The 19,476-nt window shown below is 38.4% G+C and carries 14 protein-coding genes and 1 other annotated feature; of the genes, 9 read left to right on the forward strand and 5 right to left on the reverse strand.

The window, feature by feature from the left end:
- The first annotated feature begins 105 nt into the window (after positions 1–105).
- From NOM01_RS14475 to NOM01_RS14510, 8 genes are all read left to right on the forward strand, one after another.
- Positions 106–3,273, forward strand: coding sequence for a helicase-related protein (locus NOM01_RS14475; protein ID WP_255749205.1), 3,168 nt, complete (start codon positions 106–108; stop codon positions 3,271–3,273).
- A gap of 11 nt (positions 3,274–3,284) precedes the next feature.
- Complete coding sequence (locus NOM01_RS14480; RefSeq protein WP_255749206.1) at positions 3,285–4,013, forward strand: DUF4391 domain-containing protein; 729 nt, start codon at positions 3,285–3,287, stop codon at positions 4,011–4,013.
- Positions 4,014–4,026: 13 nt separating this feature from the next.
- Positions 4,027–6,030 (forward strand): site-specific DNA-methyltransferase, encoded by a 2,004-nt coding sequence (locus tag NOM01_RS14485; protein ID WP_255749207.1) that lies wholly within the window; start codon positions 4,027–4,029, stop codon positions 6,028–6,030.
- Between the two features lie 12 nt (positions 6,031–6,042).
- On the forward strand, positions 6,043–9,111 hold the full coding sequence (locus NOM01_RS14490; RefSeq protein WP_255749208.1) for a restriction endonuclease: 3,069 nt from the start codon (positions 6,043–6,045) through the stop codon (positions 9,109–9,111).
- A 68-nt stretch (positions 9,112–9,179) separates the two neighbouring features.
- Positions 9,180–9,983: a hypothetical protein gene (locus tag NOM01_RS14495; protein WP_255749209.1), complete on the forward strand. Its 804-nt coding sequence runs from the start codon at positions 9,180–9,182 to the stop codon at positions 9,981–9,983.
- An 86-nt stretch (positions 9,984–10,069) separates the two neighbouring features.
- A complete protein-coding gene (locus NOM01_RS14500; RefSeq protein ID WP_255749210.1) occupies positions 10,070–10,915 on the forward strand; it encodes a GIY-YIG nuclease family protein in 846 nt (281 codons plus the stop codon).
- A 94-nt stretch (positions 10,916–11,009) separates the two neighbouring features.
- A complete protein-coding gene (locus NOM01_RS14505) occupies positions 11,010–11,441 on the forward strand; it encodes a hypothetical protein (RefSeq protein WP_255749211.1) in 432 nt (143 codons plus the stop codon).
- A gap of 165 nt (positions 11,442–11,606) precedes the next feature.
- Complete coding sequence (locus NOM01_RS14510) at positions 11,607–12,260, forward strand: DUF1801 domain-containing protein (RefSeq protein ID WP_255749212.1); 654 nt, start codon at positions 11,607–11,609, stop codon at positions 12,258–12,260.
- Positions 12,261–12,308: 48 nt separating this feature from the next.
- Here the strand turns inward: NOM01_RS14510 and brnQ are convergent, their stop codons facing one another.
- Positions 12,309–13,709: a branched-chain amino acid transport system II carrier protein gene (gene brnQ, locus NOM01_RS14515; protein ID WP_255749213.1), complete on the reverse strand. Its 1,401-nt coding sequence runs from the start codon at positions 13,707–13,709 to the stop codon at positions 12,309–12,311.
- 63 nt (positions 13,710–13,772) lie between these two features.
- Positions 13,773–14,030: a binding site (T-box leader), on the reverse strand.
- A 252-nt stretch (positions 14,031–14,282) separates the two neighbouring features.
- A complete protein-coding gene (locus NOM01_RS14520; RefSeq protein ID WP_255749214.1) occupies positions 14,283–15,140 on the reverse strand; it encodes a manganese catalase family protein in 858 nt (285 codons plus the stop codon).
- 202 nt (positions 15,141–15,342) lie between these two features.
- On the opposite strand from NOM01_RS14520, the gene NOM01_RS14525 reads away from it, so the two are divergent.
- On the forward strand, positions 15,343–15,504 hold the full coding sequence (locus NOM01_RS14525; protein ID WP_255749215.1) for a hypothetical protein: 162 nt from the start codon (positions 15,343–15,345) through the stop codon (positions 15,502–15,504).
- Positions 15,505–15,578: 74 nt separating this feature from the next.
- Here NOM01_RS14525 and NOM01_RS14530 read toward each other — a convergent pair whose 3' ends face one another.
- The 3 genes from NOM01_RS14530 to NOM01_RS14540 form a co-directional block, all read right to left on the reverse strand.
- Positions 15,579–16,541, reverse strand: a complete 963-nt coding sequence (locus NOM01_RS14530) for a sensor histidine kinase (RefSeq protein ID WP_255749216.1) — start codon at positions 16,539–16,541, stop codon at positions 15,579–15,581.
- Entirely contained in the window at positions 16,528–17,178 is a 651-nt protein-coding gene (locus tag NOM01_RS14535; protein ID WP_255749217.1) for a response regulator transcription factor, read from the reverse strand. Before NOM01_RS14535 ends, NOM01_RS14530 begins: the two co-directional genes overlap by 14 nt.
- Before the next feature lie 302 nt (positions 17,179–17,480).
- Complete coding sequence (locus NOM01_RS14540; protein ID WP_255749218.1) at positions 17,481–19,475, reverse strand: FtsX-like permease family protein; 1,995 nt, start codon at positions 19,473–19,475, stop codon at positions 17,481–17,483.
- Between the last annotated feature and the right edge of the window lies 1 nt (position 19,476).

Below are 19,476 nucleotides of genomic sequence, written 5' to 3' on the forward strand. Positions count from 1 at the left end.
TGGGGTATCAAATGGCGAACATGAAAAATATTTATACAAGTATGGATGATTGTATAGAAAGTAAGGACTTGCTATACAAGTAGATGTAATAGGGGGATTAAATAAATGAGTGAGGTTATAAGCTCAAATGAACAGCTCATTAGAAAAATAATTGAGGTTCTAAGAGAAAAAAGTGGAAGAACCATTAACATTATAAACGATAAATTAACCCTATCAATGTTTGCAGAGTTATCTAAAAGTCTTAAGAATGTTAATCAAATTAATTTTGCTATTCGTAACACGACTTATATACCTGCTGTGCATGAGCTTCCCCGCGAATTTGAGATTGAAAACAATCTGACCAACGATCTTCTTTTCAACTCTTATGATATTGTTCAGAAAAACAAACTGAAACATTTTTCAAGAGCCAAGTCCATGCATGATTTTATTAAACATCACGTTAATGTGAGAAAGGTAAGAAAACCAGATATGGTTAAAGGCAATATCATTATGATCGATGATGCTATTGCCATTCATGGAACATCCTCTCTAGAAGTGTCGAGAAAGACCAAAGTGGGTGAACTTGCACCAATCGACTTTAATTCCTCTGTTACCGAAAAAGCACAGTTAGAGTACTTTAATCGTTTGTTCAATACTGTTTGGAATAATAACGATTATACCGTGGATTATAAGGAACAATTGTTAGAAAGCCTTAACTATGTTTATAAAAATTACTCGCCTGAATTTCTATATTATTTTACTTTGAAAGAGATTTTCAGCAATCAGCTGGATAGCGGGATTGAGCGTTTTGAAAAAGATCGAACGGGCTTTAAAAAATCTGTAATTTGGAATAGTCTTTACGAATTTCAGAAAGACGCTGTCGTATCTGCAATTCAGAAAATCAATAAATATAACGGATGTATTATTGCTGATAGCGTGGGTCTGGGCAAGACCTTTGAAGCATTAGGTGTTGTTAAATATTTTGAACTACGAGAAGATAATGTATTAGTCCTTTGTCCGGCAAAGCTTTATGACAACTGGGATTCCTTTAAAAATCCTTATGTTGATAATACTTTTGTTAAGGATAACTTCAATTATAAAATTCTCTGTCATACGGATTTAACTAGGATCAAGGGGTATTCTCGGAGCGGAATTGACTTAACTCGCGTAAACTGGGGCAACTTTGATCTTGTGGTAATTGACGAATCCCATAATTTTCGGAACCGGAATGACGACTTGGATCATATAAGTCGTTATACAAAATTAATGAATGATATTATCAAAAAGGGTCACGGAACAAAAGTATTAATGCTCTCGGCAACTCCTGTAAACAATTCGTTAACGGATCTGAAAAACCAAATCAGTATCATTACGGCTGACCAAGACGATGCATTTGAAGAATCGAAAATACCGAGCATTTCAAATTTATTAAGAAAAACGCAAAAGGAATTAAATACATGGGTAGAGACAAAAGATCGGAATAAAAATGAGCTTTTGGACAAACTTCCTGCAGATTTTTATAAATTGCTAGAAATGCTGACTATTTCTCGAAGTAGGAAACACATAACTGATTATTATCGTGATAATAAGATGGGTAAGTTTCCAGAAAAAATGTCTCCAGAGACATATCACCCGGAAATAGACACTGAGGGTTATCTGTTAAACTTTGATGAAACAAATGAAATACTTGAATATGTAAAGCTTGCTGTATACTCCCCTATGAAATACATTAAGTCGGAGTGTAGGGCGTATTACCGTGAGAAATTTCAGACCGTTTACGGAGACAGGGTCGTATTTTACCATGAAAATCGTGAATTAATTGCAGCCCGGCTTCATCGTTTTAATTTGTTCAAACGATTGGAAAGCTCGACGTTTGCCTTTAAAGAAACAATTCGTAGATTAATTGCTCGTATCGATAGTTATATAGCAACTCTATCAGAAAGTAAAACTGGAAAGGTAGAACTGGAGGGTGAAAAAATCACTGAAGATGATATGACTTTGGATTACAAATACGAAATCAAAGTTGAGCATTTGTTAGTTGGTGATTTTTTGGAAGACCTGTATTACGACAAAGGAATCTTAGATAACTTATACAAAGATATTGAAGAGGTTCTACATGGAACCAGAGATGCTAAACTCAAACAGTTAGAAGAAATTATTATAAAAAAAATTATTAAGACTCCCTATAATGAGGGAAATCGAAAAATGCTCATTTTTTCTGCATTTGCTGACACAGCGAACTATCTATATGACAGTATTGCGACAGAATTGTCTCATCACGGAATTAATGTAGCGTGTATCACGGGATCCAGTGATCCAAGATCCACGATGAAAAAAGTTCGCTGTGAATTTAATACTGTGCTGCGACATTTTTCTCCTCTTTCAAAAACAGGGAAAGTTCTTCCTAGGCAGGATCAAATTGATGTCTTGATTGCCACAGATTGTATCTCGGAAGGGCAGAACTTACAGGATTGTGACACGGTAATTAATTACGACATACAGTGGAACCCTGTTGTTCTCATCCAACGTTTTGGAAGAATTGATCGTATTGGTAGTAAAAATAAACGAATTGCTATGATTAACTTTTTCCCTAATATGGCATTGAATAATTATTTGCAACTTGAGCAAAGGGTGAAAGGTAAAATGACAGCAGTCAACTTAACAGCGACTGGTGAAGAAGATTTCCTTTCACCTGAAATGAATGACTTTTTGTTTCGTAAGAAGCAGCTTGAACGGTTGCAAAAAGAAGTTATTGAAATTGAGGAATTGAATGATAGTATTTCGTTAACAGATTTGAATATGAATGATTATATTTATGAATTATCCACTTATATTAAAGAAAATCCAGAAATAATGCGGATTCCAACAGGCGTTCATTCAGTTACATACGGCGAAAAGAAAGGGTGTATTTTCAGTTTTAAACACCAAAACGCCAATGCCAAACCAAACAGTGAAAGCTCACTTTATCCTTACTATATTATGTATATTAGTAATGATGGGGAAATTTATTATGGTAGTATCAACGCTCGTGAAGCACTTAAAGAATTTAGAAAGATAGCATATGGAAAGTCAAAGCCTGTTCTGGAACTGTTTAAAAATTTTGGTAAAAAAACTAGGAATGCCGAAGATATGTCCTTCTATTCGCAACTCTTGAATAAAGCGATACTCTCCATTCAAGGAAACGAAGACAAGAAAGCAGAAACTTCGGTGTTCGATTTTGGCGGTTATAACAATGAATTTGCAAATTCCAGTACAGATGACTTCGAACTAATATCTTTCCTTGTTGTGGAATAAAAGGTGATACGATGTTATCAATACCCGATGAATACCAAATCAATAAGAAATTTGCTTTAAAAACTTTTCTCAGCAATAAACTGACTCCGAAGGAAAAAAAGCAATTCAGAGAAGTAGTGGAAGAGGTAGAACTTTCCTATCAAATCACTGGTGAAGGTATTCCATCTTTAATAGACGAAGAATTTAACTGTCAGGTGATTTTATTTTTTAGTATCAAAATAACCAATCTTAAAAAGGCTAGCTTTGTTGGAAATGTGATACAAAAGCTTGTAAAGCCTTTTTGCGTAATCAGATTTTATGACTATTCTAATAAAGAAATTTATTGTTTTTGTTACAAGAGGTTAAACAGCCAAGATCGAACTCAAATAGTTATAGAACACATGGTATATTCCTCATTAGCATCCACACAATTTGAAGACAAGTTTAATTTATTGATGAATGAAAATGTTGGGTTTGACAAGATACAAAATAAAAGCAACAAATTGGATTTCTATCTTGAAATGATGATAAAAACATTTATTATATCTAATCTCCAACTGTGGTCCGGGACAAAACAAATTCTTATGTCTAAGGTATGGTATAATCGGCCTGATATGATAGAACTTTATTCTCAATTTATGAGAATAGAGCAGTTAAAAAAAGAACAAAAATCTGCACTGACAGTGGTACAACATTCAAGGATAAATGGAGAATTGAAACGACTGTATAGTGAACTTAACAGATACATTGGGAGAGTTTAAAGGGGGCATAATAATGAACTTTGAAAAAATACATAAGGGTATATTTGATCCGATTAACGAGAATATTAAAAAACTCGCGGAACTATTTCCAGATGCAGTAAAGGATGGTCAAGTCGATTTTAAAGCATTGAAAAGTGAATTAGGACAATTTGAGCCAGTTAGTGACAATCTATCTGAACGCTATGAATTAGGATGGGCAGGAAAGGAAGCTGCCAAGAAAAATTCCGCAACAGATGTAGTCGGTAGAACATTAAAATATGTCCCAGAAGATAGCAAAAACCCTGATACTACAGAGAATCTCTACATTGAGGGTGACAATCTTGAAGTATTAAAGCTTCTTAGAAATAGCTACTATAACAAAGTAAAAATGATTTATATTGATCCTCCTTACAACACTGGAAACGATTTTGTTTATAATGATTATTTTACAGAAAATAAAAATGATAGTGATAAATTAGAAGGCGATATCAGTGAAGACGGTGAAAGGTTGATACTAAATCAAAAATCATCTAATAGATTTCATGCTAATTGGTTAAACATGATTTATCCAAGATTAAAAGTTGCAAAAGATTTGCTTACTGAAGATGGGACAATTTTTATTTCGATAGGTGAACAGGAAGTACATAACCTTCGAAATATGTGCAACGAAATTTTTGGCGAAGTAAACTTTATCGGATGTGCTGGAAGAATTTCCAAGAAGGCTAATAATCAAGGAGATTATTGGGCACCTAATTTTGATTATATTTTAACTTATGCAAAAAACAGAGAATTCTTAGCCCCATTTTTTGGGGGGGTAAATTATGATGCATATAAACTTGTAGAAGAGTATGGGGATAGAGAAGGGGAAAAGTATCAGCTTGTAAGATTGTATATGACAAGTTTAGACCCAATGAGAGGTTGCTCAAATCAAAGATACTACATAGAATGTCCTGATGGAAGCTTTGTAATTCCACCGGGTGAGGTATTTCCTGATGATTTTGAAGATGGGGCTATGGTTACTCCTAAGAGTGGAAAGGATAAAGTATGGAGATGGTCTCAAAAAACATACCTTGAAAACAAAGATAAAATTGTGGTTAAAAAGGTCTCGTCCTCTAACTTAGTAAATGAAAAAGGTGGGAAAACATTATGGAATGTTTTTACAAAAACCTATTTAAAAGATGTTATAAGTAAATCATCCGCTACCCCAAATAATTTTATTGAGAAGCATATAAATCAAATTGCTTCCCATGAATTAAAAAAGTTGGATATACCATTTGATTTTGCGAAACCGTCTTCGTTAATAAAATATTTATTAGAAATAAGCAGAGTGAGTGAGGAAGATATTGTATTGGATTTCTTCTCTGGTTCAGCATCAACTGCTGATGCAGTAATGCAGATGAACGCTTTGGATAGTGAAAAGCGAAAATTTATATTGATTCAACTTCCTGAACTTTACAATGAAAAAAGTGATGCTTTTAAAGCGGGATTTAAAAATATTTGTGAAATAGGGAAAGAGCGAATTCGCAGGGCTGGTGAGAAAATAAAAGAGGATAATAAAGATAAAGAAGATATTGGAAACCTTGATATAGGTTTTAAAGTTTTCAAAACAGCTGACACTAACATTCGCTGGTTTAATGAAGTAGGTAGGTCTGATGATTTTACCATTAAGGCAAGCATGATGTCTGATAAAGATAAACTTGACTTCAATCCATGGTATTCAGATCTTGATGTTGTATACGAAATACTTCTACGGCACAGAGATATTCCTCTTTCTACAAATGTAGAGAAATTATCATCAATTGGCAATCGAACCTACATGTTTGCGGATGCAGTAGTCGTTTGTCTTGAAGAAAACGTAACAGAAACGATTATTGATAATATTGCGGCGATTGAGCCAATGCCGATGAAAGTAATCTTCCGCGATAGTGCATTTGAAGACAATATATCCCTCAAGACGAACAGTATGCTGCGTCTTGAAGCACAGATGAAAAAGAACAGTGGGATTGAAAAAAAAGCATACAGAGTTGAGTTTATTTAAGGGGATGAAGCTATGCCGAATCATATTACCTTTCAATTTGACGATAATTTAGATTACCAAACGGAGGCCATAAAATCGGTAGTCGATCTTTTTTCTGGAGTAAGCCGTCAGAATGATGGGGTTATCTATCGAAATATCAACCGAGTGAGAAAAATTGGTGAGGGAGATCCTGTTCGTAATCCCCAGATTGTAAGGGAAGCTAGACTTTTAAAAAATCTTCGTGAAATGCAGCTTAGAAATAAGCTTATGATGGACAATGAGTTGAAAGATAAGAACTTTACAATTGAAATGGAAACAGGTACAGGAAAAACGTATGTATATTTACGAACCATACTTGAATTAAACAAAATTTATGGATTTACTAAATTTATGATTGTTGTCCCAAGCATTGCCATCCGTAAAGGTATTGAAAAAAGTATTGATATGTTACGGGAGCATTTTAAAGATATTTATGATGGACGGGACATAAAAAATAATTTTTTTGTCTATGATTCTAAAAACTTGCAAAAATTAAGCAGCAGCTTTGTCGGAACCAGGGATCTAAGTGTTGTGGTTATGAATATTCAAGCTTTTAATAAAAGCACGAACAAAATTCGCCAATCAGATGAATACGGCCAAATTATTTGGGAAGATATAAAGTATATAAATCCTATTATAATTATAGATGAACCGCAAAAAATTGAGGGTAGTGTAAAGAAAAAAAGTGCTTCCTTAGAAGCCATCGAAATGCTCCATCCATTATTTACCTTACGTTATTCGGCGACTCATAAACGGCTTTTTAATCAAGTTTATAAGTTGGATTCTTATGATGCTTATAAAAATGACTTGGTAAAGAAAATTCGAGTAAAAACGGTTCATGGCACGATACCTAAAGACTATCCTTACGTGAGGTATGTCGAATTTACAAAGGATTTATATGCTAAGATTGAGATATTTTCAGTTGAACAAGGCGGCGTTATACGCTTTAAGCAGTTTAAAGTCCGTGGCGGTGATTCTTTATACGAATGTTCAGGTAATCTCAAACAATATAAGAATATGTTTGTTCTGGAAGATCCGCACAAATTAAAAAAACTTAAGATCAGTAAATGGGACGAACGCTTAGAGCTTGCCATTGGTGAGAGCAATATGAATTTTGGTGAAGAAGAGACGATAAGAATCCAAATCCGTCTAGCCATCAAAAATCACTTAGAGAAACAATATGAACTTTTGAAGGCTGGATATAGCTTAAAGGTGTTAACTCTTTTTTTTATTGATGCGGTAAATAAGTTTAGAGATAATAATGCTGCTGATGGAAGAGGACAATATCTGCGGATTTTTGATGAGGAATATACCCAACTTATTACGGATCCCAAATGGGGCAAGGTCTTTAAAGAATATCGTGAATTATTTAAACAATACACAGATATTCAAAAAGTTCGTGAAGGTTATTTCGCTATTGACAAGCATAAAAATGCCGTTGAAATTGAAAACTGGGATACCATCATGGACGAACAGAAACTCAAAGCAAAATCACAAGAGGACATCGACAGAGGAATCGACCTAATACTGGATAAAAAAGACGAGCTGATCTCTTTTGATGAGCCACTAGCTTTCATCTTTTCACACTCTGCTCTTCGTGAAGGTTGGGATAATCCGAATGTGTTTACTTTATGTACCTTGAAAAAAAGTGGTTCCGATATCGCTAAAAAGCAAGAAATCGGAAGAGGATTAAGACTTCCAGTTGATAGTAATGGCAATCGTATTAAAAACAGTGATGTTAATGAATTAACTGTGGTTGCCAATGACTATTATGATCATTTTGCAGAGACCTTGCAGCAGGACTTCAATGAGAATTCAGGCTTTAATAAAGACGAAGTTACATATGATGTCATATATAATACGCTTAAGGAAGCTGGAATTCCTGATAGCAAGATAATGGAAGTTGCTGAGATTTTCAAGGCAGAGCTTATTCAACGTCGAATAATAAACGAAGCTGGAGTTTTGACAAAAGAAGCCAAACACATCGAAAGTATAGATTTTAATAATGAGATACTAAAAGAACATACTGTGATGATTAAGAAGAAATTTGTTGAGGAAATGCTTAAGAAGGGTACCAAAAAGATTCATATTAATAATGGGGATGAATCCCCTATTATAAACAGTAAAAACAGTTATGTTTCAGAAGATTACTTTAAAAAGCTCTTAAGAGAATTAAGTGAAAGAATGTCCAAAAGAACGTTGTATCAGGTGGATATTAATAGTGATGAATTCATTAATGCTTGTGTCTTTGAATTAAATGAAAAACTCAAATACAAGAATATAAAATTTGAGTATGTCATTGAATCAGGCAACGCAGATTTTGATGACTTGAGAAAATTTAAAATGTCAGAGGCCACGCCTCAGAAAATGTTTGAAGAACTAACAGGCATGGATACCCAAAAAAGTGAATTTGAGATAATCAATTACATTATGTATCACACCATGCTGCCTCGTCTTGCTATTTATAAAATAATCAAAGGTCTTGAGAAAGAAGACTTGCTGAGAAACCAGGATATACTTGATCAGGTGACTCAAGAAATAAAAAAGACTCTTACAGATTTTATGGCTACTGGCAATATTAAGTACGAAGTGATTGATGGGTATGTTTTTGAAGAATCAACCATTTTTGAAATGGAACAGATCGATCGGGTTATGCTTGATGATGCAACAAGTCTAGTATTCAAAACCAATGTTGATAATCGTAGAGCAATCAATATGTATTATAAATTCGACAGCAAAGGCGAATTAGAATTTGCAAAACGACTTGATATCGATGAGGATGTTCTTCTATATACTAAACTCAAAAAAGGCGGATTTGTGATTAACACTCCATACGGAGAGTACTCTCCTGATTGGGCAGTCATTCGAAAAGGGAACGAAAACATCGCTAGACTCTTCTTCATTGTAGAAACCAAGATTGATAAGGATGAAAAAGATTTGACCGATGTTGAAAAAGCAAAGATAAAGTGTGGAAAACTCCACTTTAAAGCTGTTGCTAATGATGTAGAATTCAAGCAGGCTAAGAACTATGATGATTTTTTGGAGAAAATTGGTGTAAAGTAGTTTGGTTTACTATTTGCTCAAGATTTAATAAGTAGATTCGAATAAGATTTGTTAATGGGGTTGATGAGATGTCTGGTTACAGACAAACATTACATGAACTTATGAGTCAATGGAGTGATCAACTACAGTTTGTTTTATCATCTGCAAAATTATTTGATATGGGGAATGAGAGCGAGGCAAAAAGATTAGCTACAAGTTTAAGAATACTATTTCATCATACTAGAAATTCAAATTCTCTATTAAATCAACTTAATAGAGAAAGAAACCTCTATCTTTATTCTTCAGGTAGTCTATATACTCCGTCGAATTTAGTAAGTTCTTGGGTTTTATTGCAGTTAGAATCATCAAAGAGTGGTCTCTATTATAGACCATTGAATGATAAGATATCTCAAAGAACATTTTTTCTAAGGTACGAAGACTGGTGGAATGAGATTATCTTTGACGACAAAGAAAGTGTATTTACAAGAAAGGACATAGTATGTTTTGTTTCTAACCAAGATGGAGGAGCGCATGTAGATCCTATTTTGAATGAGAAGTACGCGAAATTAACAAAATATAATTCGATCGGCTGGTCAGATAGTTTTGGACGGCCTGTTAACAATAATCCAGCATATAATGCGATTAGACAAATAGCAAATGAAATATTGATTTCAGAGAGTTACTTTCAGAAGGGTTCATACACTAGAAAAAGAGAAGAATCACATTATTTTGAGATGAGATTTATGGATGAATTAAGAAGATTTAAGTGGTCCACTACTGATATACAATATTCTAAAGAAACATTTGACATTGTTAATAAATATCGAAAAGAACCTAGAGAAGCTTATATTCATTCCTATCCAGATAATTCTAAGCTAGAGATACTACTATAGATCAACAATTGGATTAGTTAATATGTACTTTTAATTTTAATAATAACATTTTATTGGAATATGGAAACTGCATAGGAGCATAGAAAATGAATTTCGGTAAATCAATTCGTATTTTTCTAATCGAAGGAGATCCCAACGGCAGATGGGTTTGTGAGCTTTCGAATTGGACCGGCAAGGCTTATAAAATACCTCGCACACTGGTCAAAAGCAGTTCTGACCGACAAGAGCTCTCAAATACAGGCATATATTTTTTATTTGGAAAAAAGGATGAAGACGGTACGAATCAAGTTTACATTGGGGAGGCAGAAAACGTTCTTGAACGATTAAATCAACATCTTTTAAGTAAAGAATTCTGGACTGAGTGCATCGTTTTTATTAGTAAGGATAACAATCTGAATAAAGCCCATATAAAATATTTGGAGAATCGAATATATTCTTTAGCTAAAGATGCAAATAGATATCGATTGGTTAATGCGAATACCCCAACACAATCTTCATTGTCGGAATCGGATGGTGCAGAGATGGAGGAGTTCATTGAAAATGCAAAATTACTAATGAGCGTTTTAGGGCATAAAGTTCTTGAACCAGCCATTAGCAATCATAATATTCAAGAGAATAATGACTATTATTCTATTCGTGCTGCCCGTGGTGCAGACGCAAAGGGAAAACCTGTTGCAGATGGATTTGCTGTAACAAAAGGATCGACAGTTGCGGTTCATGTAGTGAGTTCCATGCCTTCTTCTTTAAAAAAGCTGCGTAATAAGCTCATATCTGAAGGTGCTATTGATGAAAATTATCGATTTACAGAGGATAGAATTTTTTCCAGCCCTTCATTAGCAGCGACGATTGTAATGGGTCGCAATGCAAATGGCAGAACAGAATGGAAAAACAAAGATGGACAAACTTTAAAATCCGTTGAAACTGAACCTTGATGCCTAGAGACGATTAAATGTGACTTTTCATTTTATGTGAGGTCAGTATCAAGCTTAGTTTCTATGATTCTAGTTGAATGGGAGATTAATAAAAATGCACGCATCTTCATCTCTTGAACAACAGAATATCGAGAAGTATATCTTTCAAATCATTTGCGATGAACTTGGGATTGATCTTGCAGCTAATCCGGTCGTTCCATGCGGGGATGCAACGATTCAGCCGGATTTTTATTCTGAAAAGCATGGAATTATTGGGGAAGTCTATGCGCATATTGGTTCGTTGAAACCGCCGCAAAAGAAGAAAATGTTGGCGGATATTTTAAAAATGCTTCTTTTAGAAAAGTTAACGAACCGAACATATCGAAAAATAATCGTGATCTGTGATGATGAGGTATTAAGAGCGATCACAGGGAAATCATGGGGATCGGCTTGTTTTAAAGCATTTGATGTTGAGATTATGAACGTTGATATAGGGGCGGAAAAACGAGAATTATTGATGGCGGCGCAAAAACGGCAATATCGTTGAACAAGCAGATCTGCTTAATATAGGCTTAACTTTTCTAGATCATTAGGTTCTGACATCTAAGGCACTTATCTGGATGGGAATAAGAATTTCGTTTATTCTAAGAGTAGAGAATGTGGGACAAGAACGTCTAGTCATTCAGATAATCAACATGAAAGGTGTTTCTTGATGGCAGAAAACAGATTGAATCCTAAGGTGGATGAATTTTTACAGAAGCCGAGCAAGTGGACGGAATGCTACGCGCGGCTCAGAGCGATCGCTCTTGATTGCGGGCTGACGGAAGATTTTAAGTGGATGCATCCGTGTTACACAGTTGACGGAAAGAATGTCCTGTTGATCCATGGCTTTAAAGATTATTGTGCGGTGTTGTTTCAAAAGGGTGCATTGCTTAAGGACGCGCAGAAGATTCTCATTCAGCAAACGGAAAATGTTCAGGCGGCGCGCCAGATTCGCTTTACGACCGTGCAAGAAATTGTCGATCAGGAAGACGTGATCAAGGCTTATATCCGTGAGGCCATTGCTATTGAAAAAGCGGGTCGAAAAGTAGTGATGAAGAAACGGGAGGACGTCAGCGTTCCGGAAGAGTTGCAAAGTAAATTTGCGGAGCTTCCCGAGCTGAAGACTACGTTTGAAGGGCTGACACCGGGACGGCAAAAAGCTTACATTTTCTTCTTTGCGCAAGCGAAACGATCGGCCACACGGACGGCCCGGATCGAGAAAAATGTGCCGAGAATTCTCCAAGGTAAAGGATTGACGGATTGCATATGTGGGCACTCGAAAAGATATCCCAACTGTGATGGCTCGCATAAACAGTTCCAATAAACACAAAAAGGACAGCCCTTATCAGCGGCTGTCCTTCGTTCCATTGATTTATTTTTGTTCTCCGCTTGGCTCCGGATTCAGCCGTAGTGCTGGGACGCGGCGGAACAGAGCATAGGCGGCAATGCCAAGGACAAAGCCGATGAGTGCGAACGGTACCCAAGCGAAGCCGAGATTAAAGAGTGGCAGATAGCTGCCTGCAAAGTGAATCAGCGATTGAATCGGCGCTGTCTGTCTCAAAATCGGAGGCAGTGCATTGATTGTGTCAAATAATGCGGGAATCAAGGTAAATGCCGTGGTTACTCGGTAAACGATCGGCGATTTTTTGAACAATGGTGAAAGGATTGATAAGAAAATTACCGTGATCGCGAGCGGGTACAGGAGCATTAGGATCGGCAACGACCAAGAGATAATTTGTGTTAAGCCGACATTAGCAATGATGAACGAAATGGCACAGGTAAAACGCAGGAACGTTAAGTAACTGATTCGCGGGAACTGCTTATGGAAATCTTGAGCAAAGGCGGTGACTAGCCCCATCGCGGTAGAGAGGCAGGTGATCGTTGCCAAGGTGGCCAAGATAGCGCTGCCTACTGCGCCCATGTAATGATTGGCAATTTGGCCGAAAACGATTCCGCCGTTTTCCGAAAGCTTGAAGTTTGTCAGACTCATGGCTCCGATCACAATCAGGCCAAGATAAATGAGCGCTTCAAAACCGATGCCGATCATTCCTGATTTTGCTGTTGCCGCCGCGATGGATTTGGGGTTGCGCACGCCCATCAGCTTAATGGAGGTAACAATGGTAACACCGAAAGCAAGGCCGGCCAGCGCATCCATCGTGTTATAGCCCTCAAGAAAACCGTTTGTAAGTGCGGCATGAACATAGTCAACGTTGACCGCAACTTGCCCTGCATCCCCCATTGGTCTGAGAAAAGCGAATAAGAAAATAATAAATAACAGGATTAAGAACAGCGGATTAAGCAGTTTTCCGATGACATCGAGAATATGCGACTCGCTGCGTGACAAGAAATAGGTCAGTGTGAAAAAGATGGCTGAGTAGACGAGCAGCCAGAGCCATTTGTGATCTGCCGAAACATAAGGAGCAAAGCCAAGTTCAAAGGGTACCGTGGCCGTACGCGGCGTGGCGAACATCGGCCCAAGTGTAGCGTGGACTAGAATGAGAAAAATGAGTGCGTAAAAATGACCAATTGGCCGCGCGACATCATAAATGCCGTTACTCTGGGTGATGCTGATGGCAATGATCGAAAGCAGCGGCAGCAGTGTGCCGGAAAGCAGGAAACCAATGGCCGCTGGAAGCCAATTGCTGCCTGCCAGTTGTCCGAGGTGTAGAGGGAAAATTAAATTGCCGGCACCAAAAAACATACCGAAAAGCAGTGATCCGATGGTTAGATAATGAATGAATGTCAGCTTAGGTTGCTGATTCTCTGTTTTCATGTGTAAACTCCTCCTTGAAAATATAAAAAAATAAAAACGCCCTCTAAAAGCATCATCATGCTTTTAAAGGACGTTGAATACGCGTTACCACCTTTATTTGCGGTGCCATCACTGGCTGCCGCCTCACCACGTACTGCCGAGCATTCGCTTCGGCAAGACGCTGGCACTGTAACGGGTGCTGCCGTTGAACACTTCATTCCTCGAATGTCGCATTCACCGCTCAAGGGCTACTTTCACTTTTATTTAAGCCTGCTTCCTTTGCACCGGACGAAGCTCGCTGAAAGGCTGAATAAAAGTTACTCTCCCCATCATTGCATTTATTTGTTCACGAATTTTGAAAGTGTTTTTAATTTATACTCTTTTTGCGTAACTGTCAATGGGGAAAATTTTAGATAATCATTTAAAAATGATAAGAACGGATCATGTATCAATCACTGTACTTTTGTCAAGTTGGTACTGATGCCTTGAATAAACTGTTAAATAATGTAAAATAATGTCGAGCTACATGAAAACAGAAAACACCAGCATGATTTTCGAAGATAAAAGCTGGTGTTTATAACCATGTCAATCTACTTACGCGTGTAGGTCAGCAAGCCCGGGACTGTGTTCTATAGGAATTTCCGGCATTGTAGGAACGGGGAATCCTTCTGGAGGATCAACGACATGTAATTCGCCGCCGTTTCGGCTCGGCGTCTCACCTTGAAAGATCTTTTGAATTTGGGTGTTATCTATCCTGAAATTAAACAGTGCATTGTGATAACCCATGTCTACATATTTTCTGCATTCCGGATACTTGTTGATATCATAATTTGGAATCGGGAAAATTTTGCCCCAGTTTACACCTAGCGTTTCCAGTGCTTTTGCAAAAGCATTCTGATGAGCATTATCGCGAACAATGAGAAAAGCCAGCGTTTCACGGAAGGTTTTATTGTTACTCATTTCATAAATTCTCGACTTTTCCAATACACCAGTGGATTCAAGAACGATATCGTCAAGCAGATCACTAATCAAATTTCCATGACTGTAAACCCAAGAACCACTCCATGGATTTCCTACTGCATCGACCGGCAGTGACGCCTCGGCCCCGGCAATATAGTGATGAGGATTCGCATGCTTGATTGCTTCATCAAGTGGCGCGTGATCTTGGCCGGCATTTCCAGGAACGCTTGTATGACCAGAACCGGTCAAAAGCTGATTGATGGTGTTTTGAACTAACTCAACATGTGAAATTTCTTCTAGGAAAATGCCACGGAGCAAGTCACGATACTGCGTATCCTTGCCCCTAAAATTTGAACTTTGAAAAAAGTACTGCATCATCGTACGCATCTCACCAAAATGCCCGCCTAGCGTTTCTTGCAGCACCTTTGCAGCACCGGGATCAGGCTGATCAGGGACAATAGGGTTAATTAATTCTTCTTTATAGTAATACATGACTTCACCCTTTCTCATCAATTTCTTGTTTATTATGTCAATGGAATAAAGTCTTATTCAGATGATTGGATTTTAAATAATATCGCTTGGTTTGTTTTTCTGATTTTTTCTAATGTACATAGTTTAAAGGAATTCAACCATAATAGATCCATGGATTGATGTATTAATCCAAGTATAAGGAACAAAAGAGGTGAATGGAACGATGGCTAATTTTAACGAAAAAAGCAAAAAGATCGAAGAATTACGAGAAGAAAAACAGCAAGAAAAAGCGAACTCATTAAATGTAGAGTTTTCAAAAACACTTGGTGAAGAAAATCAAGAAAACCAAGAAAATGTAAAAGAACAAAACAACAAAGAAAACTAACGAATAAAAGGTTCCGTCTCATCGACGGAACCTTTTTTGATGAAGTGTCAGACACTGGGGAAGGAACTTTGACCTCATGACTTAACCTCAGTCACCGCTTCGTCCTTCACACCTTGTTTCATCGTCACTGTTGTTCCTTTATCAATTTCGGAAGCAACATCAATGCGTAGTGAAAGCCGGTCGGCGACTTCTTTTGCTAGAAAGAAGCCGAGGCCGGTTGCTTTTTTGTCGCGGCGACCGTTGTAGCCGGTAAAGCCGTGTTCAAACAGGCGCGGCAGGTCTTCTTTTAAAATGCCGATGCCGGTGTCGTTGATTTGTATGGTGTCCGGAGCAATATGGACACTGACCTTCCCTTTTTCGGTGTATTTGACGCCATTGCTGATGATTTGTTCGAGGGCAAAGGAGAGCCACTTTTCGTCTGTGGTCCAGGTTGCGTCGCCCTCGACGGTTACGCTCAATCCTTTTCGAATAAACAGCGGAGCAAACTTGCGAACAATGGCCTGAACAAGCGACTTTATTTGCACTTTTGTAAAGCGGTAATCTGTCTTTTCATGGTTCAAGCGCAGATAATTCAGCAGCATCTCTAGATAGTTTTCTAACTGAAAGGTTTGCTCGTTTAATTCCTCAACCGTAAAATCGCGCGTTTGACCCATTAAATCAAGGGCAGACAGCGGTACCTTCATTTGGTGGCTCCACATGCGCACCACGTCGGTTAAGTCCTCATCAAATTGCTTGATCCGAGTTATTTTATTTTCGTAGTATTCTTTTTGCTCATTAAGCAATTGCAGCAGATCTTTTTCAGCTTGAGACTCTGGTTTTAAATCAACCTGGGGAACGACTTGATTGAGGCGTTCCTTATGGCGGCGTTGAAATCGGTAATAATCAAAACTGCCGAATATGATGAGAAAGGTAGTACCAAACAATAGACTTGACCAGAAGGTGCGCATGGGCAAATCACGAAGATAGAAGGTAAGGCTGATAACGAGAACGAAGAAAAGGACAGCGAAAAGATAGTGCTTCCGCTCACGCCAATACATAGCCGACACCTCGCACCGTTCCGATGTAGTCAAAACCAATCGTGTTCAGCTTCTTACGCATCCTTGCGATATTGACTTGCAGAGCGTTGGCATCGATGTAGTCATCGGATTCCCAGAGCTTGGCAAGCAGCACATCTTTAGAGACGGTTTGGTTGGGCTGTTCGAATAATGTGCGCAGCAATTTAGCCTCAGTCGGTGTTAAATCCGCCTTTTCCTGCCCTTTTTTTAACTCTGTTCCTTCCAAAATGAACCCATTGAAGGTCAATTGCGTTTGAGAAAAGCTGTAGGTTCGGCGCAGCAGTGCATTGATTTTTGCCTTCAATAACTCTACTGAAAACGGCTTTGTGACATAATCGTCTGCGCCCATGTTCATTGCCATGACCTGATTCATTTCATCATCAGCTGAACTGAGAAAGAGGATTGGTGTCGTTGAGTCCTTGCGGATTTCGGTCGTCCAATAAAAGCCGTTAAAATAGGGCAGGGTGATATCCATTAAGATTAGATCCGGCATTGCTTCTTGAATTTCTTTGGTGACACAGCGAAAATTCTGTACGGAAACAACGGTATACTCAGTCAGCGCTGATCTCAATTGCTTCACAATGGCTGCATCATCTTCCACAATAAATATTTTTGTCATTAAAAATTCTCCCGTAGTGATTGGCTATCTTCATTCTACTGATTTTCACGACGCGGGACAAATAGAAAACAGGTGTCTCAAAGGTTGTTCAATGACTTAGAGACACCTTTTATTCAGATTAAGTTTGTGATTAAGCACGTAGGTGCGAGACGCCTGCGGGATCAGCGATCCAGGGGAGACCCCACAGGCTTTACGGATTCTGCCGAGGAGACTCCCGGATCGCCCGCGGTCGTGCTTAGTTGATCGCGAGCAACCGCAGCGCAGAATAAGTTCGACAACCTTTTGAAACAACCTATTTGAAGTTACCGTTCAACGATTCGATAATAGGCTCGACTCGTTTGTTTGTAGATGATGTAGTAGACGGCTGCAACGACGGCGATTGTTCCCATGCTCGTCAGCAGCAGCAAGCCGAAGCGTGTCGGGCCAAATAAACTGATCAGTTTCTGAATCATGATGAAGGCAAAGCCGAAGTGGACGACTGCTACGCCAATCGGCATGAAAAAGACGAGCAGTACTTGTGAACGAATCGTTTGCCGTACCTCTTTGCCGCTTAAACCGACTTCCTGCAGGATTTCGAAGCTGCGTTTATCCTGTTCCCCTTCAGAAATTTGTTTGTAGTAAATGATTAATGCGGTACCGAGGATAAAGGTGAATCCTAAGATCAGACCGATGAACAGGAACCCGCCGGCAAAAGAGACAAATTGCTGATGCGTGTCCTCATAGCTTTGTAGAGAAGGTTCAGTGCCGCTTATCGCCTGTTCTTTTTCTTTGTCAATCCGTTGAATGGGCTTATCTCCATCTGCGAGGTATTGAGATAATGCCAGTCTGAGTTTCTTCGCATCCTTTGTTGTCAGATCCGCACTAATGGTTGTCTCAAAGCCTAATGTGTTATGACCGCCAACTGCCTTGGATGCAGCGTCTAAGACCGGTTGAATTTGTTCCTTCGAATTCACAATCAGAATCAACCAGTTTGATGCCGTCATGCTAATCGATGGAAAGTTACGGATTTCGCTAATTTTTTCTTTAATATTAAATGTATGGTCCCCGAACTTCACCTGATTTTCATTGAAGCTGCCGACGGCCGGGAAAACAATTGCTTGATTGCCGAGCAGATGGACCTTGTTCCCGGTTAGCTGTTCATAAGTGTCTGCGGTCATGAAGTTAACAGCCGTCAGACTTGAAAGCTTTTGTTTGTTCTCAAACTTGCCATGATTCATCGCTCCGATCATACTGTTCGACATTTCATAGACAATTTTATTGTTCAGTGTTATTCCGTTTTTTTCGGCGACTTGGTCAACGAGCGTGTTGCTTCGCTGCTGCGTTGTATTGACATTAATGATCGTGTTGCGAACAAAATAGTCATTCAAAAAGCCGTTGATACTGGAGTAGAGACCGACTGTTGTTGCCAAGGTGACGAACGTCATCGTGACTAAAATCGTTATATTCGCCAGTCCCACCGCGTTCTGTTTCATGCGGTAAAGCATACTTGAAACGGTGATAAAATGCTTTGGCTGATAGTAATAGTTTTTATTTCTTTTCTGGCGTTTCAACAGCCAGATGGTAAAGCTCATGTAGAATAGGAGCGTACCGAAAATGACAAACAGCACGGCAATAAAGAATTTCGTTAATGCATCGAGCGGAGAGGTTACGGTTACGGCAAGGTAATAACCGATCGCTAAGAAAATGATTCCAAGCAAGGCCAAAATACCGCGTGATTTCGGTTCTTTTTCTCCTTTGCTCGCATTGTGAAGGAGCTCCAGACTTGATTGACGATGGATTGAGAAGCTGCTGATGATCATCAGCAGCAGATAGATACATGCAAAAGCCACAGTAACGACCAAAACCGCAAGCGGACTCCACTGCAGGTCAAAATAATGTTCACCAACGAGTTGAATGAGGAAAAGATAGAGAAACTTGGCAAGAATAATGCCTAAAATGGTTCCGGCAACCACAGTCGCAACGAACATCATCAAGAGTTCCAGAATGGAAATTCGAACAATCTGCCGTTTTTTCAGACCAAGAATATTGTAAAGGCCAAATTCCTTCGTTCGTCTTTTAAGTAAAAATCGATAACTGTAAATCATAAAGATAGTCGCAAAGATGGTCAGGACGATCAAACCGAGACACAGCAGCATTGCGAAATTTCCCCAGCTTGGCAGCTTTTTCAAACTCGGACTGAACAAAATCGTTGCGATCATCAGATTCATGAGAAACATCACAACACTTGAAAGACCAAAGGGAAGGAAATTGCTCATGGATTGACGAATATTGCGACTGGCTAATTTCAGGTAAAACAAT

The sequence above is a fragment of the Sporolactobacillus sp. STSJ-5 genome, assembly GCF_024385605.1.
In the GTDB taxonomy this organism is placed as follows: Bacteria; Bacillota; Bacilli; order Bacillales; family Sporolactobacillaceae; genus Sporolactobacillus.

Bases quoted from the DNA above. Each gene is read 5' to 3' on its own strand.
- NOM01_RS14475 (WP_255749205.1), top strand. From the start codon at position 106: ATGAGTGAGGTTATAAGCTCAAATGAACAGCTCATTAGAAAAATAATT.
- NOM01_RS14480 (WP_255749206.1), top strand. From the start codon at position 3,285: ATGTTATCAATACCCGATGAATACCAAATCAATAAGAAATTTGCTTTA.
- NOM01_RS14485 (WP_255749207.1), top strand. From the start codon at position 4,027: ATGAACTTTGAAAAAATACATAAGGGTATATTTGATCCGATTAACGAG.
- NOM01_RS14490 (WP_255749208.1), top strand. From the start codon at position 6,043: ATGCCGAATCATATTACCTTTCAATTTGACGATAATTTAGATTACCAA.
- NOM01_RS14495 (WP_255749209.1), top strand. From the start codon at position 9,180: ATGTCTGGTTACAGACAAACATTACATGAACTTATGAGTCAATGGAGT.
- NOM01_RS14500 (WP_255749210.1), top strand. From the start codon at position 10,070: ATGAATTTCGGTAAATCAATTCGTATTTTTCTAATCGAAGGAGATCCC.
- NOM01_RS14505 (WP_255749211.1), top strand. From the start codon at position 11,010: ATGCACGCATCTTCATCTCTTGAACAACAGAATATCGAGAAGTATATC.
- NOM01_RS14510 (WP_255749212.1), top strand. From the start codon at position 11,607: ATGGCAGAAAACAGATTGAATCCTAAGGTGGATGAATTTTTACAGAAG.
- brnQ (WP_255749213.1), bottom strand. From the start codon at position 13,709: ATGAAAACAGAGAATCAGCAACCTAAGCTGACATTCATTCATTATCTA.
- NOM01_RS14520 (WP_255749214.1), bottom strand. From the start codon at position 15,140: ATGTATTACTATAAAGAAGAATTAATTAACCCTATTGTCCCTGATCAG.
- NOM01_RS14525 (WP_255749215.1), top strand. From the start codon at position 15,343: ATGGCTAATTTTAACGAAAAAAGCAAAAAGATCGAAGAATTACGAGAA.
- NOM01_RS14530 (WP_255749216.1), bottom strand. From the start codon at position 16,541: ATGTATTGGCGTGAGCGGAAGCACTATCTTTTCGCTGTCCTTTTCTTC.
- NOM01_RS14535 (WP_255749217.1), bottom strand. From the start codon at position 17,178: ATGACAAAAATATTTATTGTGGAAGATGATGCAGCCATTGTGAAGCAA.